Source organism: Streptomyces sp. CNP082, assembly GCF_059570535.1.
This window is the reverse complement of the sequence record NZ_JCANSZ010000006.1, coordinates 128,928-152,162: the sequence shown is the minus strand read 5'-3', so window position 1 is coordinate 152,162 and position 23,235 is coordinate 128,928. Positions and strand designations below refer to the sequence as shown.

The window sequence follows — 23,235 nt, the reverse complement described above, 5'->3', positions numbered from 1 at the left end:
GGCCCGGCGCGGCGCCGGATGTCACCGGACTGTCGCGGGCTCGGTACACGGCTGTGGACAAACGGCCCGGCGTCAGTGGTCGACAGTAGGGTGGGAAGCATGGCCGATCCGTCCAGTTACCGTCCCAAGCCCGGGCAGATTCCCGACTCCCCGGGGGTCTACAGGTTCCGGGACGAGCACGGCCGGGTCATCTACGTCGGCAAGGCCAAGAGCCTGCGCCAGCGCCTCTCGTCCTACTTCCAGGATCTCGCCGGACTCCATCAGCGCACGCGCACGATGGTCACCACCGCCGCCTCGGTGGAGTGGACCGTGGTGGCCACGGAGGTCGAGGCGCTCCAGTTGGAGTACACCTGGATCAAGCAGTACGACCCGCGGTTCAACGTCAAGTACCGCGACGACAAGAGCTACCCCTCCCTCGCCGTGACCCTCAACGAGGAGTATCCGCGGGTGCAGGTCATGCGCGGACCCAAGCGCAAGGGCGTGCGCTACTTCGGGCCGTACGCGCACGCGTGGGCCATCCGCGAGACCGTCGACCTGATGCTGCGCGCCTTCCCCGTGCGGACGTGCTCCGCCGGGGTGTTCAAGCGCAGCGCCCAGATCGGCCGGCCCTGCCTGCTGGGGTACATCGGCAAGTGCTCCGCGCCCTGCGTCGGCCGGGTCACGGCCGCGGAGCACCGGGAGCTGGCCGAGGAGTTCTGCGACTTCATGGCGGGCCGTACGGGCGCGTACCTCAAGCGGCTGGAGCGGCAGATGCACGAGGCCGCCGAGGAGATGGAGTACGAGAGGGCCGCGCGGCTGCGGGACGACATGGGGGCGCTGAAGAGCGCCATGGAGAAGAACGCGGTCGTCCTGGCCGACGCCACCGACGCCGATCTGATCGCCCTGGCCGAGGACGAGCTGGAAGCGGCGGTGCAGATCTTCCACGTCCGCGGCGGCCGGGTCCGCGGCCAGCGGGGCTGGGTCACCGACCGGGTGGAGGCCGTCGACACCGCCGGCCTCGTGGAGCACGCCCTGCAGCAGCTCTACGGTGACGAGCAGGCCGAGGCCATTCCGCGCGAGGTGCTGGTCCCGGCGCTGCCGGAGCCGACGGAGCCCGTACGGGAGTGGCTGACCGAGCGCCGCGGGTCCCGGGTGGACCTGCGGGTGCCGCAGCGCGGGGACAAGAAGGACCTGCTCGCCACGGTCGCGCGGAACGCGCAGCAGGCCCTCGCCCTGCACAAGACCAAGCGCGCCTCCGACCTGACCACCCGCTCCAGGGCGCTGGAGGAGATCGCCGAGGCGCTGGAGCTGGACTCCGCGCCGCTGCGCATCGAGTGCTACGACATCTCCCATCTGCAGGGCGACGACGTCGTCGGCTCCATGGTCGTCTTCGAGGACGGGCTCGCCCGCAAGAGCGAGTACCGCCGCTTCGAGATCAAGGGCTTCACCGGCCAGGACGACGTGCGCGCGATGCACGAGGTGGTCACCCGCAGGTTCCGGCGGTATGTGCAGGAGAAGCAGAAGACGGGGGAGTGGGGCGATCCGGAGGCCGAGGCCGCCGCCGCGCGCGGCCAGCGTGAGGACACGGCGGCGGACGGGCCCGCCGGGCGGGATCCGGACACCGGGCGGCCGAAGAAGTTCGCGTACCCGCCCCAGCTCGTGGTCGTGGACGGCGGGCAGCCGCAGGTCGCCGCCGCCCGGAAGGCCCTCGGCGAGCTGGGCATAGACGATGTGGCCGTCGTCGGCCTGGCCAAGCGCCTTGAAGAGGTCTGGCTGCCGGACAGCGACGACCCCGTCATCCTGCCGCGCAGCAGCGAGGGCCTGTACATGCTGCAGCGTGTACGGGACGAGGCGCACCGCTTCGCCCTCGCGTACCAGCGCAAGAAGCGGGCCGCGAGCATGAAGGCCGGGCCGCTGGACGACGTGCCAGGACTGGGGGAGAGCCGCCGCCGGGCGCTGCTGCAGCACTTCGGTTCGGTGAAACGGCTCAGAGCTGCGACTATTGATCAGATCTGTGAGGTTCCCGGCATCGGCCGCAAGACGGCAGAAAACATCGCCGCGACCCTCGCGCAAGCGGCACCGGCCGCGCCGGCGGTGAACACCGCCACCGGAGAGATCATGGACGAGTGAGGACCGGGGGACAGAACGATGAACGACAACGGGACAGACGAGACTGACGAGACCGCCGTGACCACGGGTGATCTGGCCGCCGGGCCGGCCGGGACCGGTGACTCCACGCAGGCGGGCATCCCCGAGTTGGTGATCATCTCCGGGATGTCGGGTGCCGGCCGGAGCACGGCCGCGAAGTGCCTGGAGGACCTCGGCTGGTTCGTCGTGGACAACCTGCCGCCCGCCCTCATCCCCACCATGGTGGAGCTGGGCGCCCGCTCGCAGGGGAACGTGGCGCGGATCGCGGTCGTCGTGGACGTCCGCGGCCGGCGCTTCTTCGACAATCTGAAGGAGTCCCTGGCCGACCTGAAGGAGAAGCACGTCTCCCGGCGGATCGTCTTCCTGGAGGCGTCGGACAACTCGCTGGTGGCCCGCTTCGAGTCCGTACGCCGCCCGCACCCGTTGCAGGGCGACGGCACGATCCTCGACGGCATCACCGCCGAGCGCGACCTGCTGCGCGAGCTGCGCGGCGACGCCGACCTGGTGATCGACACCTCCAGCCTGAACGTGCACGAGCTGCGCGCGAAGATGGACGCCCAGTTCGCCGGGGGCGAAGAGCCCGAGCTGCGCGCCACGGTGATGTCCTTCGGCTACAAGTACGGCCTGCCCGTGGACGCCGACCTGGTGGTGGACTGCCGCTTCCTGCCGAACCCGCACTGGGTCCCCGAGCTGCGCCAGTTCACCGGGCTGAACGAGGACGTCGCGCAGTACGTCTTCAACCAGCCCGGCGCCAAGGAGTTCCTCAACGGCTACGCCGAGCTGATGCACCTGGTCACCGAGGGTTACCGGCGCGAAGGCAAGCGGTACGTGACCATCGCCGTCGGCTGCACCGGCGGCAAGCACCGCTCCGTCGCGATGTCCGAGCGGCTCGCCCGCCGGCTCGCCTCGAACGGCATCGAGACCGTCGTCGTCCACCGGGACATGGGGCGCGAGTGAGCCGGATCGCCGGCGGCCGGAACCTCCGGCTGCGCCGCCGGGTCGCCCGCAGGCCCGGTTCGCAGCCGAAGGTGGTCGCACTCGGCGGGGGGATGGGCCTGTCGGCCTCCCTCGCCGCGCTGCGCCGGATCACCGGCGATCTCACCGCCGTCGTCACCGTCGCCGACGACGGCGGCTCGTCCGGCCGGCTCCGCGCCGAGCTGGGCGTGCTGCCGCCGGGCGACCTGCGCAAGGCGCTGGCGGCGCTCTGCGGCGACGACGACTGGGGCCAGACCTGGTCCCGCGTCATCCAGCACCGCTTCACCAGCCAGGGCGAGCTGCACGACCACGCCGTGGGCAATCTGCTGATCGTCGCGCTCTGGGAGCAGCTCGGCGACCACGTCCAGGCCCTCGACCTGGTCGGCAAGCTCCTGGGCGCGCACGGCCGGGTGCTGCCGATGTCCGCGGTGCCCCTGGAGCTGCGCGCCGACGTACGCGGCCACGCGCCGGAGCTGCCCGACGAGGTCACCACCGTGGCCGGCCAGGCCACCGTGGCCCTCACCCCCGGCGAGGTGCAGCAGGTCAACCTGGTGCCCGCCGACCCGCCGGCCGTCCCCGCCGCCGTCGAGGCCGTCCGCGAGGCGGACTGGGTGGTGCTCGGCCCGGGCTCCTGGTTCTCGTCCGTCATCCCGCACCTGCTGGTGCCCGACCTGCGCGAGGCCCTGGCGGAGACCAAGGCCCGCAAGGTCCTCTCCCTCAACCTCGCCCCTCAGCCGGGGGAAACGGACGGATTTTCCCCGCGGCGTCATTTGGAGGTTTTGCGCCGACACGCCCCTAAACTCGCCCTCGACGTGGTGCTGGCCGACAAGGATGCAGTGCCCGGTGCGGCAGAGCGCGACGGGTTGCGCGAGGCCGCGAAAGAGCTTGAGGGCTCGGTCGAGCTGGCGCCGGTGGCGCGGACCGACGGGACTCCCCGGCACGATCCGGAGCTGCTGGCCGCCGCGTACGACCGTATTTTTCGGATGCATGGAAGGATCGGGCCATGGCGATGACGGCAGCGGTGAAGGACGAGATCTCTCGGCTCCCCGTGACCCGGACGTGCTGCCGCAAGGCGGAGGTCTCGGCCACGCTGCGCTTCGCCGGCGGGCTGCACCTCGTCAGCGGCCGGATCGTGATCGAGGCCGAGCTGGACACCGGGATCGCCGCGCGGCGGCTGAAGAAGGACATCCTGGAGATCTTCGGGCACGGCTCCGAGATGATCGTCATGGCCCCCGGCGGGCTGCGCCGCAGCAGCCGGTACGTGGTCCGCGTGGTCGCCGGCGGTGAGCAACTGGCCCGGCAGACGGGCCTGGTCGACGGCCGCGGCCGGCCCATCCGCGGGCTGCCCCCGCAGGTCGTCTCCGGCGCCACCTGCGACGCCGAGGCCGCCTGGCGCGGCGCCTTCCTCGCCCACGGCTCGCTGACCGAGCCCGGCCGCTCCTCCTCGCTGGAGGTCACCTGCCCGGGGCCGGAGGCGGCCCTCGCCCTGGTCGGCGCCGCCCGCCGGCTCAGCATCCCGGCCAAGGCCCGCGAGGTGCGCGGCGTGGACCGCGTCGTCGTACGGGACGGTGACGCCATCGGCGCCCTGCTCACCCGGCTCGGCGCGCACGAGTCGGTGCTCGCCTGGGAGGAGCGCCGGATGCGCCGCGAGGTGCGCGCCACGGCCAACCGGCTGGCCAACTTCGACGACGCCAACCTGCGCCGCTCCGCGCGCGCGGCGGTCGCGGCCGGCGCGCGGGTGCAGCGGGCGCTGGAGATCCTCGGCGACGAGGTGCCGGAGCACCTGGCGGCGGCCGGCCGGCTGCGCATGGAGCACAAGCAGGCGTCGCTGGAGGAGTTGGGCGCCCTGGCCGACCCGCCGCTGACGAAGGACGCGGTCGCGGGGCGTATCCGCCGGCTGCTCGCCATGGCCGACAAGCGCGCCGGCGACCTGGGCATCCCGGGCACGGAGGCGAACCTGACCGAGGAGATGGTGGGCTGACGCCCGCCCCTGCCGCACCCGCCCTGCCCGGCCCCGCGCAGGGCGCGCGGCAACGCTCCGTGCGCCGCTCTTCTGAGCCTCGTGCCGGCCCATCTGAGGCGCCGATACAGGCCCGCTGACCGGCGGCGACGCCGAATGGAGGCGGCGGCCCGCAGCCCTACCAGGGGGTACGGGCCGAGGGCCGCCTCACCGGCGGGGTCCGGGCCGCCGCGGGGTGGCGGAAGCGGTAGGGTCGGCAGTGGTCGGGGATTCCCAGTCAGAGCACCGGTCGATGAAGGACCGGCGTACCAACGAGGAGATCGGTTCGTGACGATCCGCGTAGGCATCAACGGCTTCGGCCGCATCGGCCGCAACTACTTCCGCGCCATTCTGGAGCAGGGTGCGGACATCGAGGTCGTGGCGTTCAACGACCTGGGTGACGCCGCGACCACCGCGCACCTGCTGAAGTACGACACCCTGCTCGGCAGGCTCAACGCCGAGGTGAGCCACACCGACGACGCCATCACGGTCGATGGCCGCCCCATCAAGATGCTCGCCGAGCGCGACCCGGCGAACCTGCCCTGGGGCGACCTGGGCGTGGACGTGGTCATCGAGTCCACCGGCATCTTCACCAAGCGCGAGGACGCGCAGAAGCACCTGGACGCCGGGGCCAGGAAGGTCATCATCTCGGCGCCCGCCAAGGGCGAGGACATCACCATCGTGATGGGGGTCAACGAGGACTCCTACGACCCGGCCGGCCAGCACATCATCTCCAACGCCTCGTGCACGACGAACTGCGTCGCGCCGATGGCCAAGGTGCTGGACGAGAGCTTCGGCATCGTGCAGGGCATGATGACCACGGTCCACGCCTACACCAACGACCAGCGCATCCTGGACTTCCCGCACAAGGACCTGCGCCGGGCCCGTGCCGCCGCCGTGAACATCATCCCGACCACCACCGGCGCCGCGAAGGCCACCGCGCTCGTCCTGCCGCAGCTCAAGGGCAAGCTCGACGGCATCGCCATGCGCGTGCCGGTGCCCACCGGCTCCGTCACCGACCTGGTCGTCGAGGTGAGCCGCGAGGTCACCAAGGACGAGGTCAACGCCGCGTTCCAGAAGGCCGCCGCGGGCCAGCTCAAGGGCGTCCTGGAGTACACCGAGGACCCGATCGTCTCCTCGGACATCGTCAACACCGCGCCGTCCTGCACCTTCGACTCCCTGCTGACGATGGCGCAGGGCAAGCAGGTCAAGATCGTCGGCTGGTACGACAACGAGTGGGGCTACTCCAACCGCCTGGTCGACATCACCACCTTCGTCGGCGAGCGCCTCTAGGCGAGCACCCGCCGTGCCGGCCAACGCCGGGCGGCGGGGCCCCGCTCGTTCCGACGACCAGGCCGCCGCGCGCGCCGCTTCGCGGCGGCGTGCGGGCGGTGTCAGCAGTGACGCAGGAGTCTGCTTGAATCCTCCCCCGGCTGAGGCGCAGGGGGATTCCTGGCTCACGCTGCCTGCGGGTGTCAGCGACCCGACAGGTCTTCCACGATCAACACCAGCCGGGTTGAAACCAGCCCGGTTTGATACGGCAATGCTCTGGGAGGTGCATGTGCTGTCTTGGTTCTCGATCAGCACGCGCGGGAGGCTTGGTTCTCGCAACCCACGTTCGGGACGCTACCAGGCGCCGATCCGCCCCGGGGGCGTATCGGCTACTCCTGCCCTGCTCCGCAGGAGTCCGATTCCTCCCCGGCCTGAAGCTGAAGGCCGGGGTATCCACGGAGGCATTCGATGAAGACGCTCGACGACCTCCTCGGCGAAGGCATCGCCGGCAAGCGGGTCTTCGTCCGCGCCGACCTCAACGTGCCGCTGGACGGCACCACCATCACCGACGACGGCCGCATCCGCGCCGTCGTCCCGACGATCGCCAAGCTGGCCGAGGCCGGCGCGCGGGTGGTCGTCGCCTCCCACCTCGGCCGCCCCAAGGGGGCGGCGGACCCGGCCTTCTCGCTCGCGCCGGTGGCGCGCCGGCTGGGTGAACTGCTCGGGGACTCCGCGAAGAAGACGGAGTTCGCCACGGACACCGTGGGTGAGAGCGCGAAGGCCACCGTCGCCGGGCTCGGCGACGGCGAGGTCACGCTGCTCGAGAACCTGCGGTTCAACCCCGGCGAGACCGCGAAGGACGACGCCGAGCGCGGCGCGTTCGCGGACGAACTGGCCGGGCTGGCCGACGTGTACGTGGGCGACGGCTTCGGCGCCGTCCACCGCAAGCACGCCTCGGTGTACGATCTGCCGGCCCGGCTGCCGCACTACGTCGGCTACCTCATCGCCGCGGAAGTGGGCGTCCTGCGCAAGCTCACCGAGGACGTCGCGCGCCCGTACGCGGTCGTGCTCGGCGGCGCCAAGGTCTCCGACAAGCTCGGGGTCATCGACCACCTGCTGGAGAAGGCCGACCGCATCCTCATCGGCGGCGGCATGGTCTTCACCTTCCTCAAGGCCAAGGGGTACGAGGTCGGATCCAGCCTGCTGCAGGAGGAGCAGGTGCCCGCGGTCCGCGAGTACCTGGCGCGGGCCGAACGGCTCGGCGTGGAGTTCGTGCTCCCCGTCGACGTGGTCGCCGCCCGGGAGTTCCCGGACGTCAAGGCGCAGGCGCCGGCCGATCCCGCGACCGTACCGGCCGACGCCATCCCCGCCGAGATGATGGGTCTCGACATCGGCCCGGAGTCCGGCCGGCTCTTCGCCTCGAAGATCGCCGACGCCGCCACGGTCTTCTGGAACGGGCCGATGGGCGTGTTCGAGCACCCCGACTACGCCGCGGGCACCCGCGCGGTCGCGCAGGCCCTGGTGGACAGCACGGCCTTCACCGTCGTCGGCGGCGGCGACAGCGCCGCCGCGGTCCGGATTCTCGGCTTCGACGAGAAGGCTTTCGGCCACATCTCGACCGGTGGCGGCGCCAGCCTCGAATACCTTGAGGGCAAGACGCTCCCCGGCCTCGCCGCACTGGAGGACTGACCCGTAACGATGAACGACAAGCCGACCCGTATCCCGTTCATGGCGGGCAACTGGAAGATGAACCTCAACCACCTTGAGGGCATCGCGCACGTCCAGAAGCTCGCCTTCGCGCTCCACGACAAGGACTACGAGGCCGTCGAGGTCGCCGTCCTGCCGCCGTACACCGATCTGCGCTCGGTGCAGACGCTCGTAGACGGCGACAAACTGAAGATCAAGTACGGCGCCCAGGACATCTCCCCGCACGACGCCGGCGCGTACACGGGCGATGTCTCGGGCGCGATGCTGGCCAAGCTCCACTGCACGTACGTCGTCGTCGGCCACTCCGAGCGGCGGCAGTACCACGGCGAGGACGACGCGCTCGTCAACGCCAAGGTCAAGGCCGCCTACCGGTACGGCATCACGCCGATCCTGTGCATCGGCGAGGGCCTGGAGGTGCGCAAGGCCGGCGAGCAGGTCGCGTACACCCTGGCGCAGCTCGACGGGGCCCTGAAGGGCGTCAGCGCGACGGACGTGGAGAGCATCGTCGTCGCGTACGAGCCGGTGTGGGCCATCGGCACCGGCGAGGTCGCCATCCCGGACGACGCGCAGGAGGTCTGCGGCGCGATCCGGCAGCGGCTGGCGGAGCTGTACAGCGACGAGGTGGCCGACGGGGTGCGCATCCAGTACGGCGGCTCCGTCAAGAGCGGCAACGTCGCGGCGATCATGGCGCAGCCCGACGTGGACGGCGCGCTGATCGGCGGCGCTTCGCTGGACGCGGACGAGTTCGTCAAGATCGTCCGCTTCCGCGACCAGTGAGGTCCGCGGCCCCGGGCCGCTTCCCGCCAGCCGGGGAGTAGGCCCGGGCCGCCTGTTCGTCGTAGGCTGTCGGGGGCCGGTCACGCAGGATGACTGCACCGGCCCCCTTACGTATCCGTCCGTCACCGAGAGAGTTGGAAAAGCCGTGACCGTGGCCTTCTCCATCGCCCTGATCATCTTCAGCGGGCTGCTGATGATGCTCGTCCTCATGCACAAGGGCAAGGGCGGCGGCCTGTCCGACATGTTCGGCGGCGGCATGCAGTCCTCCGTCGGCGGCTCCTCCGTCGCCGAGCGCAACCTCGACCGGATCACCGTGGTCGTCGGCCTGATCTGGTTCGCCATCATCGTCGTGCTCGGCCTGCTGATGAAGTTCGACAGCTAGGCCACCACGGCGCCTGACGGTACGTAGACTGGGGCGCCCGCGGCGGGGTCGCCGACGATGCCTCGCCGCATTTCACGCAGGGAGTTACGACCGTGGCAAGTGGCAACGCGATCCGTGGAAGCCGGGTCGGCGCCGGGCCGATGGGGGAGGCGGAGCGGGGCGAGTCAGCGCCGCGTCTGCGCGTGTCCTTCTGGTGCTCCAACGGGCACGAGACCCGACCCAGCTTCGCCACCGACGCGCAGATCCCGGACAGTTGGGACTGCCCCCGCTGTGGTTTCCCGGCGGGCCAGGACCAGGACAATCCGCCGGACCCGCCGCGCACCGAGCCGTACAAGACGCACCTCGCGTACGTCCGCGAGCGGCGCAGCGACGCCGACGGCGAGGCGATCCTCGCCGAGGCCCTGGCCAAGCTCCGCGGCGAGATCTGACCCCCGGCCGTGCTCGCGGGCGGCGCCCGGCACCGCGCCGAGCCGCCCGAGCCGCGGCCCCGCCGCGGCAGCGGCAGCAATTCCTCCCGCCTTCCCGGTACGGGCAGCGCGCCGCCGTGCGCGCCGGGCCGCACCCGCCGCGGGACCGGCCGGCGGATCTTGAGACGCCAGCTCTGAGACGCCAGCTCTGAGGCGCCGGGTCCGGGCCGCCAGGTCTTGAGGCACCGGATCCGAGGCAGCGGATCCGAGGCCGTGGATCTGAGGCGGCGGATAGGGCAATCGCCCGAGGTGCCCCGCGTTCCCGCGCCCCTACGGTCCCGGCATGCGATCCGAGGCCACCCACCCGCGGCAGCCCGCGGCACCATCCTGGCGCGGAGGGTTCGGGCGGCTGTGGTCCGCCGCCGCCGTCTCCCGCTTCGGCGACGCCCTGCGGGGCGCCGCGCTGCCGCTGCTCGCCGTCGAGCTGACCGACTCCGCGCTGCTCGTCGCCCTCGTCACCGCCTGCGGCTTCCTGCCCTGGCTGCTCTTCGGGCTCGTCGGCGGCGCGATCGCCGACCGGGTCGACCAGCGGCGCGCGATGTGCGTCGTGGACGTGCTGCGCGGGCTGCTCATGACCGCGTTCGCGCTGGCGGTGTGGCTGGACCGGGCGGGCATCGCCCTGCTCCTCGCCCTCGCCTTCGCGCTTACCGCCCTGCAGACCGTCTTCGACAATGCCGCCACCGCCCTGCTGCCCGCCGTCGTGCCCGCCGCCGCGCTCGGCACCGCGAACGGGCGGCTGCTGGCCGGGCAGGAGGCCGTGCACCGCTTCGCCGGCACCCCGCTGGTGCCGGTGCTCGTCGGCGCGGGGGCGGCCGTGCCGTACGCCGTGGACGCCGTTACGTACCTGCTGGCCGCCGCCCTCGTCGCCGGCGTGCCGCACCGCCCCCGCCCGGCCGGCGGGCCGCCCCGGGAGCCGCTGCGCCGGGACGTCACCGGGGGGCTGCGCACCCTGTGGCGCGACCCGGTGCTCCGGGGCGTGTGCGCGTCGACCGTCATCGCCAACACCGGCATCGGCGCGCTCATCGCCACCCTCGTGCTGCACCTGACGGGCTGGCTCGGCGCGGGCACCACCGGCTACGCCCTCGCGCTCACCGCGTACGGCATCGGGAGCGTCGCCGGCGGGATGGGCGCCGGCCGCGTCGCCGCCGCCCTCGGCGCCCCGCGCACCCTGGTCTGCGCGGGCCTCGCCCAGGCGGCGTGCCTGACGGTGTTCGGCACCGTACGCAGCCTCCCGGCGGCCGGCGCCGCGCTCGCCGTGTTCGGCTTCGCCGGGATGCTCTGGACCGCCACCGAGGTCACCGTCCTGCAGCGGCGCAGCCCCGCGGGCGCCGTCGGCCGGGTCAGCGCCGCGTTCCGGACCCTGTCGGTCTCCGCGGTGCCGCTGGGGGCCGTCCTCGGCGGGGTGCTCGCCGACTCGCTCGGGCAGAACACGCCGGCCCTGGCCGCCGCCGTCCTGACCGGCCTGGGGGTGGCCGCTCTCGGACCCGCGGCGCGCTCCGCGATCAATTAGGTTGGACGGCATGGCCGACACCACGTCACGCACCAGGCTCGACCGGACCCCCGAGTGGCACGCACTCGCCAAGCACCGCGAGGAGTTCGGCGCCACGCACCTGCGCGAGCTGTTCGACGCCGACCCCGAGCGCGGCCGGCGGTACACGCTCCGCGTCGGCGATCTCTACCTGGACTACTCCAAACACCTCGTCACCGACGAGACGCTGCGCCTGCTGCGCGAACTGGCCGCCGCGACCGGGGTCGCCGGGCTGCGCGACGCCATGTTCCGCGGCGAGAAGATCAACATCACCGAGGACCGCGCGGTGCTGCACACCGCGCTGCGCGCGCCCAGCGCCGCGTCGGTCGAGGTGGACGGCGTGGACGTGGTCCCCGGCGTGCAGCACGTGCTGACCCGGATGACCACCTTCGCCGACCGGGTCCGCTCCGGCGACTGGCACGGCCACACCGGCAAGCCGGTCCGCGCCGTCGTCAACATCGGCATCGGCGGCTCCGACCTGGGCCCGGCCATGGCGTACGAGGCACTGCGCGCGTACACCCAGCGGGATCTGACCCTCCGCTTCGTCTCCAACGTCGACGGCGCCGACCTGCACGAGGCCGTGCGCGACCTCGACCCCGAGACCACGCTGTTCGTCGTCGCCTCCAAGACCTTCACCACCATCGAGACGATCACCAACGCCACCGCCGCGAAGCGCTGGCTGCTGGCGGGCCTCGGTGCCGGCGACGAGGCGGTCGCCAAGCACTTCGTCGCTTTGTCGACCAACGCCGCGAAGGTCGCCGAGTTCGGCATCGACACGGACAACATGTTCGAGTTCTGGGACTGGGTCGGCGGGCGCTACTCGTACGACTCGGCCATCGGCCTGTCCCTGATGGTGGCCATCGGCCCGGTCGCCTTCCGCGAGATGCTCGCCGGCTTCCGGCTCGTCGACGAGCACTTCCGTACCGCGCCGCCGGAGGAGAACGCGCCGCTGCTGCTGGGGCTCCTCGGCGTCTGGTACGGCAACTTCTTCGACGCGCAGTCGCACGCCGTGCTCCCGTACAGCCACTACCTGTCGAAGTTCACCGCCTATCTGCAGCAGCTCGACATGGAGTCCAACGGCAAGGCCACCGACCGCGGCGGCGAGCGGGTCGGCTGGCAGACCGGTCCTGTGGTCTGGGGCACGCCCGGCACCAACGGCCAGCACGCGTACTACCAACTGCTGCACCAGGGCACCAAGATGATCCCCGCCGACCTGATCGGCTTCGCCCGGCCGGTCGCCGAGCTGGGTGAGCTGGCCGGGCAGCACGACCTGCTGATGGCCAACCTCTTCGCCCAGGGCCAGGCGCTCGCCTTCGGCCGGACGGCGGAGGAGGTGGCCGCCGAGGGCGTGCCCGCGGCGCAGGTGCCGCACCGCACGTTCCCGGGCAACCACCCGACGACGACGATCCTGGCCGACGGCCTCACGCCCTCGGTGCTGGGGCAGTTGGTCGCGCTGTACGAGCACAAGGTGTTCGTGCAGGGCGCGGTGTGGGACGTCGACTCCTTCGACCAGTGGGGCGTGGAGCTGGGCAAGGTGCTGGCCAAGCGGCTGGAGCCGGCGCTCACCGAGGGCGCGGAGGTGGCCGGTCTTGACGGCTCGACGCTTGCGCTGGTCGACGCCTACCGGGCGCTGCGGAGCCGCTGACCTGGTGCGGCCGGGGGCCGGCGGGCGGCCCCGGTCTCCGGCCCACAGCTCCCAGCCCTCAGCCTCAGCCCTCAGCCTCAGCCCTCAGCCTCAGCCCTCAGTCCCCGGCGCCCGGCCGGCGGGCCGGGCTACGCCCCGCGGCGGATCCGGCCCGCGTAGCGGGCCTCCAGCGCAGCGTTGTGCTCGTCGCCCTCGGGGATGTTCGCCGACAGGTACACCGGCGGCGTCGCGCCGCGCTCCAGCAGCAGCCGGATCGCCTCGGCGACGACCTGCTGCACGAGCAGCGCGCCGGTGATCGACGACACCGCGCAGGCCGTGCCGCCGCCGGGCAGCGCCAGCACGGAGTCGCCGAAGGGGGCGCCGTTGTCGAGCACCACGTCGGCGTGGTCGGCCAGCCGCTTGCCGGAGGGATGCCGGGACGCGGCGCGGGTGCCGTGGGAGAGCGAGGTGATCGCCACCAGCGGGTGCCCGTGCCCCTTGACGACGGCGGCCATCTCCACGACGCAGCCGTTGATGCCGGAGTTCGAGGCGATGACGAAGGCGTCCCGGGGGTGCGGCGCGGCCAGCTCGTACAGCCGGCGCGCGGTGCCGGGGTCGCGTTCCAGCTTGCCGTCGGAGAGCAGTGCGGGGGGCTCGCCGCCGTAGATCACGAGATCGCGCAGGGCGATCTTGTTCGTCGGTACGAAGCCGCCGGCGCGGCCGGCGATCTCGGTCGCCAGCGACTCGGAGTGCCCGGTGCCGAACGCCTGGATCACGCCGTCGCCGTCCAGCGCGTCCGCGAACACCCGCGCGGCGGCGCCGACCTCGGTGCGCTGCCCCTCGGCCACCCGCCTCAGCGAGGCCAGGGCCGCGGCGGTGAAGGCGGCTGCGCTGATCGGCTTGACGGTCATCGGTGCTCCCGGAAGTGGTCTGGACAACATGCCGTACGCGGGGTCAATCTCAGGCAGTCGCACCCGGCACGTCAAGGGCGCGACGCGGCGCCGGCCACCGGGAGCGGGCAGTGGAGAAACTGGTCATCGGCATCGACGCGGGCGGTACGCACATCCGCGCCGCCCTCGCGCCTGCGGCGGGGGGCGCGGCGCTGCGCACGGCCTCGGCGGGGGCGGGCAACCCGCGTACGGTACCGGCGCGGGTGCTGACCTCCCGGCTGGTGGCGTGTGTGGCGGCGCTGACGGACGCGGCGGGGCCGGGGCCGGGCCCGGCGCCAGGGCGGGTGGCGGCGGTGGTCGCGGGCGTCGCCGGCGCGGAGCCCCGCAACCCGGACGACCCCGGCCTGCGCCGGGCGTACGGGGCTCTGCACGCCGCGCTGCGCCGAAGCGGGCTCGGGCCGCTGCCGGTCCAGGTGCGCGGCGACACGGAGATCGCCTTCGCGGCGGGCCCGGGCGCGCCGTCGTCGGGGGTGGTGCTGATCGCCGGCACGGGGGCGTGTGCGGCGCGGGTCACGGACCGGCGGCAGACGGCGTCGAGCGACGGCCACGGCTGGCTCCTGGGCGACGAGGGCAGCGCCTTCTGGATCGCCCGCCGGGCGCTGCGGGCGGCGCTGCGCGCCCTCGACGGCCGGGGCCCGGCGACGGCACTGGCCCCGCTGCTGACGGCGGCGACGGGGGGCGCGGCTGCTGCCGCGAGGGCGGGGGATGCGCAGGTCGCCGGGCGGGGCGATGGCTCCGGGGGACAGGGGGGACAGCGAGGAGCTGCCGAGGCGGCCGGGACGGCGGGTGCTGCGGACGGTGCCGGAGGAGGCGCGGGAGACACCGGGGACGCAGCGGCGCCCGCAGCCGGCGGGGGAGCGGGGTCCGTTCGGGAAGGGGAAGCCGGCACGGGACCGGACGGGGGCGGGACGGGGGAGCGGGCGGCGGGTGGCGGGCCGGGGTATCCGGCGGCGCGGATCGCGCTCGTGGACGCCGGGTTCGCGGGGGCGCCGGTGGAGATCGCGCGGCTGTGCCCCGTGGCCGTACGGGCGGCGGAGGCCGGCGACGCGGTGGCCGGGGCGATCCTGGACGAGGCGGCGGACCACCTCGCGGAGACCGTCGCCGCGCTCGCCCCGGCGCCCGGAGAGCCCCTGGTCACCACCGGCGGCCTGCTGGCCCCTGCGGGCCCCCTCGGGCCCCGCTTCACGGCCCGTATGCGCCCGTACGGCGTGACGCCTGCCCCGGTCCCCGACGGACTGGCGGGGGCGGTGGCGCTGGCGCGCGCGATGCTCTGACGCGAGGGGTGCGGGGTCGTGCCCCACGGCGCGGTGGAGGCGGCGCGCGCCCCCAGCGCGGCTGTCCCGAGCCTGAGACGCCGGCTTCGTGTTGAAGGTCCGGGACCGGTCCGGTCGGCCGCACCGCGGTGTTCCGCCCCGCCAGGACCCCCGGCGGCTCCGCACCGCCCCGGCCGTCCGCTACGGCGACGCCGGCGGGTACAGCGTCGGGGGGAGCAGGGCCGCTGCCGGGCGGTCCAGGAGCCACAGGGTCCGCTGGCGGCCCTGCGCGCCCGCCGCCGGGGCCTGGATCTCACCCGCGCCCGACAGGGCCATCGCCGCCGCCCGCGCCTTGTCCTCGCCCGCCGCCAGCAGCCACACCTCCCGCGCCGCCCTGATCGCCGGCAGCGTCAGCGAGAGCCGCGTCGGCGGCGGCTTCGGCGCGCCGTGGACGCCGACGACCGTGCGCTCCGTCTCCCGTACCCCCGGCAGCTCCGGGAAGAGCGAGGCGACGTGCGTGTCCGGGCCGACTCCCAGCAGCAGCACGTCGAACTCCGGGACCGGCCCGTGGTCCTCCGGCCGCGCCGCGGCGGCCAGGTCCCGCGCGTACGCCGCCGCCGCCGCGTCCGCGTCCAGGCCGAACTCCGCCTGCGCGGCCGGCATCTCGTGCACCCGCGCCGGGTCGAGCGGCACCGCGTCCAGGAGCGCCGCGCGCGCCTGGGTCGCGTTGCGGTCGGGGTCGCCGGGCGGCAGGAAGCGCTCGTCGCCCCACCAGAGGTCCAGCCGCGACCAGTCGACCGCGTCCCGGGCGGGCGCGGCGGCGAGCGCGGCCAGCAGGCCGTTGCCGTTGCGGCCGCCGGTGAGCACGACCGAGGCCGTGCCCCGCGCCGCCTGCGCGTCCACGACCTTCGTGATCAGCCGGGCGGCAGCCGCCTCGGCCATCAGCTCCTTGTCGCGGTGGACGACGATCTGCGGCGTGCTCACGGCGCCACCGCTCACGACGTCTTGGCCGAGGAGGACGACGACTTCGGCGCGGCCTTCTTCGCGGACTGCTTCTTCGCCGGCGCCTTCTTCCCGGCACCGGCCTGCGCCGCCTCGGCCTGCGCCTCCTCGGCCTGCGCCGCCTCGGCCTGCGCCTCCTCGGCCTGCGCCGCCTCGGCCTGCGCCTCCTCGGTCTGCGCGGCCCCGGCCTCCGCTTCCTTCACGTCCGCCGCCACCGCCCCAGCCGGCGCCAGCCGCTCCACGCCGAACGCCACCGCGGACGCGTACGCCTCGTCCGGGTCCAGCCGCCGCAACTCCTCCGCGATCAGCTCCGCCGTCGTGCGCCGCTTGAGCGCCACGTGCCGCTCCGGCTGCCCCGGCACCGCCAGCTCCGCCAGCGCGCCGTTCGGCCGGTCGAGGCAGATCACGCCGTCCGTCGTCAGCAGCCGCACCGCGGTCAGCCCCGGACCCGGCGAGCCCGTGCGCTCCACCGGCACCCGCAGCCGGTCCGCCAGCCACAGTGCCAGCAGCTCCGTGGAGGGGTTGTACTCCTCGCCCTCCACCACCGCCGACTCGATGTCCGCGTGCTGCTGGTCCAGCGCCGCCGCGAGCATGCTGCGCCACGGCGTGATCCGCGTCCACGCCAGGTCCGTGTCCCCGGGCGCGTACGCCGTGGCCCGCTGCCGCAGCGCTTCGACCGGGTCCTCGCAGGCCGCCGCGTCCGTGATCCGGCGGGTGGCGAGCTGGCCCAGCAGGTCCGCCGAGGGGTTCTCCGGCGCGTCCTCCGGCCACCACACCACCACCGGCGCGTCCGGCAGCAGCAGCGGCAGCACGACGCTCGCCGCGTGCCCCGCCAGCTCGCCGTGCAGCCGCAGCAGCACCGTCTCGCCGGTGTCCGTCTCGTTGCCGACGCGCACCTCCGCGTCCAGCCGCGCCAGCGCGCGCTCGCGCGGGGAGCGGCCGGGGCGCTTGATGACGACCAGGATCCGCGACGGGTGCTCCTTGGACGCCTGGCTGGCGGCCTTGAGCGCGTCGTAGTGGTTGCCCTCGTCGGTGACGATCACCAGTGTGAGCACCATCCCGACCGCCGGCGTGCCGGTGGCCCGACGGGCGCCCACGAGCGCGGAGTTGATCTGGGCCGAGGTGGTCTCGGTGAGGTCGATGTTCATGGCCGCCGCCAGCTCCGTCCGTCTCGTGCCAGCATCTCGTCCGCCGCCTTCGGCCCCCAGGTGCCCGCGACGTACGACTCGGGTTTCCCGTGGCCGGCCCAGTGCTCCTCGATCGGGTCGAGGATCTTCCAGGACAGCTCGACCTCCTGGTGCCGCGGGAAGAGGTTCGCGTCGCCGAGGAGTACGTCCAGCAGCAGCCGTTCGTACGCCTCGGGGCTGGACTCGGTGAAGGACTCGCCGTAGGCGAAGTCCATCGTCACGTCCCGCACCTCCATCGACGTGCCCGGCACCTTGGAGCCGAACCGCACGGTGACGCCCTCGTCCGGCTGGACGCGGATCACCAGGGCGTTCTGGCCCAGCTCCATCGTGTCGGTGGTGTCGAACGGCAGGTGCGGCGCCCGCTGGAAGACCACGGCGATCTCCGTGACCCGGCGGCCGAGCCGCTTGCCGGTGCGCAGATAGAACGGCACGCCCGCCCAGCGGCGGTTGTCGATCTCCAGCTTGATCGCGGCGTAGGTGTCGGTCCCGGAGTGCGGATCGATGCCGTCCTCCTCCAGATAGCCGCGCACCTTCTCGCCGCCCTGCCAGCCCGCCGCGTACTGCGCGCGGACCGAGTGCCGGCCCAGGTCGGCGGGGAGGTTCACCGACTCCAGCACCTTGATCTTCTCCGCCACCAGCGCCTGCGCGTCGAAGGCCGTCGGCTCCTCCATCGCGGTCAGCGCCAGCAGTTGCAGCAGGTGGTTCTGGATGACGTCGCGGGCGGCGCCGATGCCGTCGTAGTAGCCGGCGCGCCCGCCGATGCCGATGTCCTCGGCCATGGTGATCTGCACGTGGTCCACGTACGACCGGTTCCACAGCGGTTCGAACATCGTGTTGGCGAAGCGCAGCGCCAGGATGTTCTGGACGGTCTCCTTGCCGAGGTAGTGGTCGATGCGGAAGACCTGGTCGGGCTCGAAGACCTCGTGCACGATCCGGTTGAGCTCCTCGGCGCTCTTCAGGTCGTGCCCGAACGGCTTCTCGATGACCGCGCGCCGCCAGGAGTCCCCGGCCGGGTCCGCCAGGCGGTGCTTCTTGAGCTGCTGGACGACCAGCGGGAAGAACTTCGGCGGCACGGAGAGATAGAACGCGAAGTTCCCGCCCGTGCCGCGGGCCTTGTCCAGGTCCTCGATGGTGGTGCGCAGCCGCACGAACGCGTCGTCGTCGTCGAAGTCGCCCTGGACGAACCGGAAGCCCTCGGAGAGCTGCTGCCACACCTCCTCGCGGAAGGGCGTGCGGGCGTGCTCCTTGACCGCATCGTGCACGACCTGGGCGAAGTCCTCGTCCTCCCAGTCGCGGCGGGCGAAGCCGACGAGGGAGAAGCCCGGGGGCAGCAGCCCCCGGTTCGCCAGGTCGTACACGGCGGGCATCAGCTTCTTGCGCGACAGGTCACCCGTGACGCCGAAGATCACGAGACCCGAGGGACCCGCGACCCGCGGCAGCCGCCGGTCCTGCGGGCCCCGCAGCGGATTGGTGCCAGAGCCGGTCACCGTCGACTACGCCCCCTTCGGTGCACGGCGCTCAAGCTCAGTCCGGGTGGAGTCGAGCAGGTCGTTCCAGGACTTCGCGAACTTCTCCACACCTTCGTCCTCCAGCACGGCGACCACCTCGTCGTAGGAGATGCCCAGCTTCTCCAGGGCGTCCAGGTCGGCGCGCGCCCCGTCGTACGTGCCGCGCACGGCGTCGCCGTTGATCCCGCCGTGGTCGGCGACGGCGTGCAGCGTGGCCTCCGGCATGGTGTTGACCGTCCCCGGGGCGACCAGGTCGTCCACGTAGAGCGTGTCCTTGTACGCGGGGTCCTTCACGCCCGTCGACGCCCACAGGGGGCGCTGCTTGCGGGCGCCGGCCTTCTCCAGCGCCAGCCAGCGGTCCGAGGAGAAGACCTCCTCGTACGCCTCGTACGCCAGCCGGGCGTTGGCGACGGCGGCCCTGCCGCGCAGCTCCTTCGCCTCGGGGGTGCCCAGGGCGTCGAGCCGCTTGTCGACCTCGGTGTCCACGCGGGAGACGAAGAACGAGGCGACCGAGCGGATCTCCGCCAGGTCCAGGCCGGCGGCCTTCGCCTGCTCCAGGCCGGCGAGGAAGGCGTCCATCACCTCGCGGTAGCGCTCCAGGGAGAAGATCAGCGTGACATTGACGCTGATGCCCTTGGCGAGCACCGCGGTGATGGCGGGCAGCCCCGCGCGGGTGGCGGGGATCTTCACGAACAGGTTGGGCCGGTCGACCAGCCAGGCCAACTGCTTGGCCTCGGCGATCGTGGCGGCCGTCTCGTGGGCCAGCCGCGGGTCGACCTCGATCGAGACCCGGCCGTCCTGCCCCTCGGTGGCGTCGTGCACCGGGCGGAGCACGTCGGCGGCGTCGCGTACGTCGGCCGTCGTGATCATGCGTACGGCCTCCTCGACGGTGACGCCGCGGACGGCGAGGTCCGTGAGCTGGCCGTCGTAGCCGTCGCCTGCCGAGATGGCCTTCTGGAAGATCGTGGGGTTGGTGGTGACACCCACGACGTGGCTCTCGTCGATCAGTTCGGCGAGGTTGCCGGACGTGATGCGCTTGCGGGACAGGTCGTCGAGCCAGATCGCGACGCCTTCACCGGAGAGGCGCTCGAGTGCGTCGGTCATCGGTATTGCATCTCCTGACATCGTTTCGTCTGTAGGCTTCAGCGACTTCAGGCCCGCAGGGATTCCCGCGCCGCACCGGCGACGGCGTCGGCGGTGAGCCCGTACTCGCGGAACAGGACCTTGTAGTCGGCGGAGGCGCCGAAGTGCTCCAGGGAGACCACGTGCCCGGCGTCCCCGACGAAGCGCTGCCACGTCAGCCCGACGCCCGCCTCGACCGCCACCCGGGCCTTGACCGCGGGCGGCAGCACGGCGTCGCGGTACTCCCGCGGCTGCTCGTCGAACCACTCCACGCACGGCATCGAGACCACCCGCGTCGGCACGCCCTCGGCCTGCAACTGCTCCCGGGCGGCGACCGCGAGCTGCACCTCGGAGCCGGTGCCGATGAGTATCACCTGCGGCTCGGCCTGCGCGCCGCCGGCGCCCTCGGCCTCGAACAGCACGTAGCCGCCCTTCGCGGCGTTCTCGACGGCACCGTCCGTCTCGTACGTCGGCACGCCCTGCCGCGTCAGCGCGAGGCCGTGCGGCGCGCCGACCCCGTACTCCTTGGTGTAGCGGCGCAGGATCTCGCGCCAGGCAACGACCGTCTCGTTGGCGTCCGCCGGGCGGACCACGTTCAGCCCGGGGATCGCGCGCAGGCTCGCCAGGTGCTCGACCGGCTGGTGGGTCGGGCCGTCCTCGCCGAGGCCGATGGAGTCGTGCGTCCACACGTACGTCACCGGCAGGTGCATCAGCGCCGAGAGCCGCACCGCGTTGCGCATGTAGTCGGAGAAGACCAGGAACGTGCCGCCGTAGACACGGGTGTTGCCGTGCAGCGTGATCCCGTTCATGGCGGCGGCCATGGCGTGCTCGCGGATGCCGTTGTGGACGGTCCGGCCGTACGGGTCCGCGTCGGTCAGCGGGTTGTCGGCGGGCAGGAACGAGGTCGAGCCGGGGATCGTGGTGTTGTTGGACCCCGCGAGGTCGGCGGAGCCGCCCCACAGCTCGGGCACCACCGGGCCGAGGGCCTTCAGCACCTCGCCCGACGCCTTGCGGGTGGCCACGGCCTTGCCCGCCGGGAACGACGGCAGCGCGTCCGCCCAGCCCGCGGGCAGCTCGCCGGCGCGGATCCGGTCGAACTCGACGGCGCGCACAGGGTTGTCCTGCCGCCAGACGGCGAACTGCTTGTCCCACGCGGCGTGCGCCTCCGCGCCGCGGTCACCGAGCGCGCGGGCGTGCGCGAGCACGTTCTCGTCGACCTCGAAGTGCCGCTCGGGGTCGAAGCCGAGGACCCGCTTGGTCGCGGCGACCTCCTCCGCGCCCAGCGCCGAGCCGTGCGCCGCCTCGGTGTTCTGCGCGTTCGGGGCCGGCCAGGCGATGACCGAGCGGGCCGCGATGAACGACGGCCGGTCGGTGACGGCCTTGGCCTCCTGGAACGCCCGGAACAGCGCCTCGGGGTCGAGGTCGCCGTTCGGCTTCTGCGCGACGCGCTGGACATGCCAGCCGTACGCCTCGTAGCGCGCGACGGTGTCCTCGGAGACAGCGGCGGCGGTGTCGCCCTCGATGGAGATGTGGTTGTCGTCCCAGAGCAGTATGAGGTTGCCCAGCTTCTGGTGCCCGGCCAGCGAGGACGCCTCGTGCGAGATGCCCTCCTGCAGGCAGCCGTCGCCCGCGATCACCCAGATGTGGTGGTCGAAGGGGGAGGTGCCGGGGGCCGCGTCCGGGTCGAACAGGCCGCGCTCGTAGCGGGCGGACATCGCCATGCCGACGGCGTTGGCGACGCCCTGGCCGAGCGGCCCCGTCGTCGTCTCGACGCCGGCGGTGTGCCCGTACTCCGGGTGGCCCGGGGTCTTGGAGCCCCAGGTGCGGAACGCCTGGAGATCGTCCAGTTCCAGGCCGAACCCGCCCAGGTAGAGCTGGGTGTAGAGGGTCAGGCTGGAGTGGCCGGCGGAGAGGACGAAGCGGTCCCGGCCGGTCCACTGCGGGTCGGCGGGGTCGTGCCGCATCACCTTCTGGAAGAGGGTGTACGCGGCGGGGGCCAGGCTCATCGCCGTGCCGGGGTGGCCGTTGCCGACCTTCTGTACGGCGTCCATGGCCAGGACGCGGGCGGTATCCACCGCCCGGTCGTCCAGTTCGTTCCACTCGAGATCGGTGGTCGGCTGCGTGCTCACCCTTGTTCAGGGCTCCTCTCTCCACACACGGGAACTCCGGCGACCGAAAGCACCGGGCGCCTTCGAGCCTATCCCGCGGAAATCCAGACTGCCGCTGCCGGGCCGTTCGCGCCTGGCGGAGGGCGTCCGGACGTCCCGGCGGAAGCCGTTTCCGCACTCCCTTTCCGTACTCACCAACACGGGGCACCCCCCGCGCGGGGGGCCGATACGCAGCGTCTACAGTGACGACGTACAGAATCCCAAGAGCGCGATGCAGAGGTGTCCGTGACGGCCGTCGAATCCCGACCCGCAGGGGTACTCGGGCAGGGCACTGCGCACCGGCCGGCCGGTGCCCGGGTCAGGGCGTTCGTGGCGCTGACCAAGCCGCGCATCATCGAGCTGCTGCTCATCACCACCGTTCCGGTGATGTTCCTGGCCGCCGAGGGCGTGCCCGACCTGTGGCTGGTGGTCGCCACCTGCATCGGCGGGTACCTCTCCGCCGGCGGCGCCAACGCGCTGAACATGTACCTGGACCGGGACATCGACGCGCTGATGCACCGCACGGAGCAGCGGCCCCTGGTGACCGGGATAATCCGGCCGGCCGAGGGGCTGGCCTTCGGCCTGGCGCTGACGGTGGTGTCCACGGTGTGGTTCGCCACACTCGTCAACCCGCTCTCCGCGGCGCTCGCGCTGGGCGCGAACCTCTTCTACGTCGTCGTCTACACGATGGTGCTCAAGCGGCGCACCGCGCAGAACATCGTCTGGGGCGGCATCGCCGGCTGTATGCCGGTCGCCATCGGCTGGACCGCGGTGACGAACACCGTCTCCTGGGCCTCGCTGATCCTCTTCCTGGTGATGTTCTTCTGGACGCCGCCGCACTACTGGCCCCTGTCGATGAAGGTCAAGGACGACTACGCGCGGGTCAAGGTGCCGATGCTGCCGGTGGTGGCGTCGAACAAGGTCGTGGCGCGGCAGATCGTCATCTACAGCTGGGTGATGGTCGCCGTCTCGCTGCTGCTGTGGCCCCTGGGCTACACCGGCTGGTTCTACCCGGCGGTGGCCGCGGTGCTCGGCGCCGTGTGGCTGCGTGAGGCGCACGCGCTGCTGCGCCGGGCGAAGAGCGGGGCCGTGGGCGCGAAGCTCAAGGAGATGCGGCTCTTCCACTGGTCCATCACCTACGTGTCGCTGCTGTTCATCGCGGTGGCCGTGGATCCCTTCCTGCGCTGATTACCGCCGGGTAGCATCTC

The 23,235-nt window shown here is 72.8% G+C and carries 19 protein-coding genes; 13 read left to right on the top strand and 6 right to left on the bottom strand.

Annotation, left to right across the window (positions count from 1 at the left end; genetic code table 11):
- Window positions 1–99: 99 nt before the first annotated feature.
- The 11 genes from uvrC to pgi all read left to right on the top strand — a co-directional run bounded on the left by uvrC (window position 100) and on the right by pgi (window position 12,879).
- Complete coding sequence (gene uvrC, locus B124_RS07685; RefSeq protein ID WP_496501915.1) at window positions 100–2,109, top strand: excinuclease ABC subunit UvrC; 2,010 nt, start codon at window positions 100–102, stop codon at window positions 2,107–2,109.
- Window positions 2,110–2,127: 18 nt separating this feature from the next.
- Entirely contained in the window at window positions 2,128–3,084 is a 957-nt protein-coding gene (gene rapZ, locus B124_RS07680) for an RNase adapter RapZ (protein WP_496501914.1), read from the top strand.
- Complete coding sequence (locus tag B124_RS07675; protein WP_496501913.1) at window positions 3,081–4,115, top strand: gluconeogenesis factor YvcK family protein; 1,035 nt, start codon at window positions 3,081–3,083, stop codon at window positions 4,113–4,115. Before rapZ ends, B124_RS07675 begins: the two co-directional genes overlap by 4 nt.
- On the top strand, window positions 4,106–5,083 hold the full coding sequence (gene whiA / locus B124_RS07670; protein WP_347575601.1) for a DNA-binding protein WhiA: 978 nt from the start codon (window positions 4,106–4,108) through the stop codon (window positions 5,081–5,083). The genes B124_RS07675 and whiA overlap by 10 nt, the downstream gene beginning before the upstream one ends.
- Window positions 5,084–5,389: 306 nt before the next feature.
- Complete coding sequence (gap, locus tag B124_RS07665; protein ID WP_496501912.1) at window positions 5,390–6,394, top strand: type I glyceraldehyde-3-phosphate dehydrogenase; 1,005 nt, start codon at window positions 5,390–5,392, stop codon at window positions 6,392–6,394.
- A gap of 447 nt (window positions 6,395–6,841) precedes the next feature.
- Window positions 6,842–8,062: a phosphoglycerate kinase gene (locus tag B124_RS07660; RefSeq protein ID WP_496501911.1), complete on the top strand. Its 1,221-nt coding sequence runs from the start codon at window positions 6,842–6,844 to the stop codon at window positions 8,060–8,062.
- Window positions 8,063–8,071: 9 nt separating this feature from the next.
- Window positions 8,072–8,857, top strand: a complete 786-nt coding sequence (gene tpiA / locus B124_RS07655; RefSeq protein ID WP_496501910.1) for a triose-phosphate isomerase — start codon at window positions 8,072–8,074, stop codon at window positions 8,855–8,857.
- 151 nt (window positions 8,858–9,008) lie between these two features.
- Window positions 9,009–9,239 (top strand): preprotein translocase subunit SecG, encoded by a 231-nt coding sequence (gene secG, locus B124_RS07650; protein WP_037720488.1) that lies wholly within the window; start codon window positions 9,009–9,011, stop codon window positions 9,237–9,239.
- A gap of 92 nt (window positions 9,240–9,331) precedes the next feature.
- Window positions 9,332–9,667, top strand: a complete 336-nt coding sequence (locus B124_RS07645; protein WP_496501909.1) for an RNA polymerase-binding protein RbpA — start codon at window positions 9,332–9,334, stop codon at window positions 9,665–9,667.
- Window positions 9,668–9,989: 322 nt separating this feature from the next.
- Window positions 9,990–11,216, top strand: a complete 1,227-nt coding sequence (locus B124_RS07640; RefSeq protein ID WP_496501908.1) for an MFS transporter — start codon at window positions 9,990–9,992, stop codon at window positions 11,214–11,216.
- A 10-nt stretch (window positions 11,217–11,226) separates the two neighbouring features.
- Window positions 11,227–12,879 carry a glucose-6-phosphate isomerase gene (pgi, locus tag B124_RS07635; RefSeq protein WP_496501907.1) on the top strand — a complete coding sequence of 551 codons (1,653 nt, stop codon included), beginning with the start codon at window positions 11,227–11,229 and terminating at the stop codon, window positions 12,877–12,879.
- Between the two features lie 128 nt (window positions 12,880–13,007).
- Here pgi and B124_RS07630 read toward each other — a convergent pair whose 3' ends face one another.
- Complete coding sequence (locus B124_RS07630; RefSeq protein ID WP_496501906.1) at window positions 13,008–13,769, bottom strand: sugar isomerase domain-containing protein; 762 nt, start codon at window positions 13,767–13,769, stop codon at window positions 13,008–13,010.
- Window positions 13,770–13,879: 110 nt separating this feature from the next.
- On the opposite strand from B124_RS07630, the gene B124_RS07625 reads away from it, so the two are divergent.
- Complete coding sequence (locus B124_RS07625; RefSeq protein ID WP_496501905.1) at window positions 13,880–15,082, top strand: BadF/BadG/BcrA/BcrD ATPase family protein; 1,203 nt, start codon at window positions 13,880–13,882, stop codon at window positions 15,080–15,082.
- A 180-nt stretch (window positions 15,083–15,262) separates the two neighbouring features.
- Here B124_RS07625 and pgl read toward each other — a convergent pair whose 3' ends face one another.
- Genes pgl through tkt form a run of 5 tightly spaced genes read right to left on the bottom strand, consistent with a single transcriptional unit; the run spans window position 15,263 to window position 22,009 of the window.
- Entirely contained in the window at window positions 15,263–16,045 is a 783-nt protein-coding gene (pgl, locus tag B124_RS07620; RefSeq protein ID WP_496501904.1) for a 6-phosphogluconolactonase, read from the bottom strand.
- An 11-nt stretch (window positions 16,046–16,056) separates the two neighbouring features.
- Window positions 16,057–17,211 (bottom strand): glucose-6-phosphate dehydrogenase assembly protein OpcA, encoded by a 1,155-nt coding sequence (gene opcA / locus B124_RS07615; RefSeq protein ID WP_496501903.1) that lies wholly within the window; start codon window positions 17,209–17,211, stop codon window positions 16,057–16,059.
- Window positions 17,208–18,737 carry a glucose-6-phosphate dehydrogenase gene (zwf, locus tag B124_RS07610; protein ID WP_496501902.1) on the bottom strand — a complete coding sequence of 510 codons (1,530 nt, stop codon included), beginning with the start codon at window positions 18,735–18,737 and terminating at the stop codon, window positions 17,208–17,210. The genes opcA and zwf overlap by 4 nt, the downstream gene beginning before the upstream one ends.
- Window positions 18,738–18,743: 6 nt before the next feature.
- Window positions 18,744–19,862, bottom strand: coding sequence for a transaldolase (gene tal, locus B124_RS07605; protein ID WP_496501901.1), 1,119 nt, complete (start codon window positions 19,860–19,862; stop codon window positions 18,744–18,746).
- Window positions 19,863–19,909: 47 nt separating this feature from the next.
- Complete coding sequence (gene tkt, locus B124_RS07600; protein ID WP_496501900.1) at window positions 19,910–22,009, bottom strand: transketolase; 2,100 nt, start codon at window positions 22,007–22,009, stop codon at window positions 19,910–19,912.
- Between the two features lie 264 nt (window positions 22,010–22,273).
- Between tkt and B124_RS07595 the strand changes: the two genes are divergently transcribed.
- Window positions 22,274–23,215 carry a heme o synthase gene (locus B124_RS07595; protein WP_496501899.1) on the top strand — a complete coding sequence of 314 codons (942 nt, stop codon included), beginning with the start codon at window positions 22,274–22,276 and terminating at the stop codon, window positions 23,213–23,215.
- The last annotated feature ends 20 nt before the right edge of the window (window positions 23,216–23,235 follow it).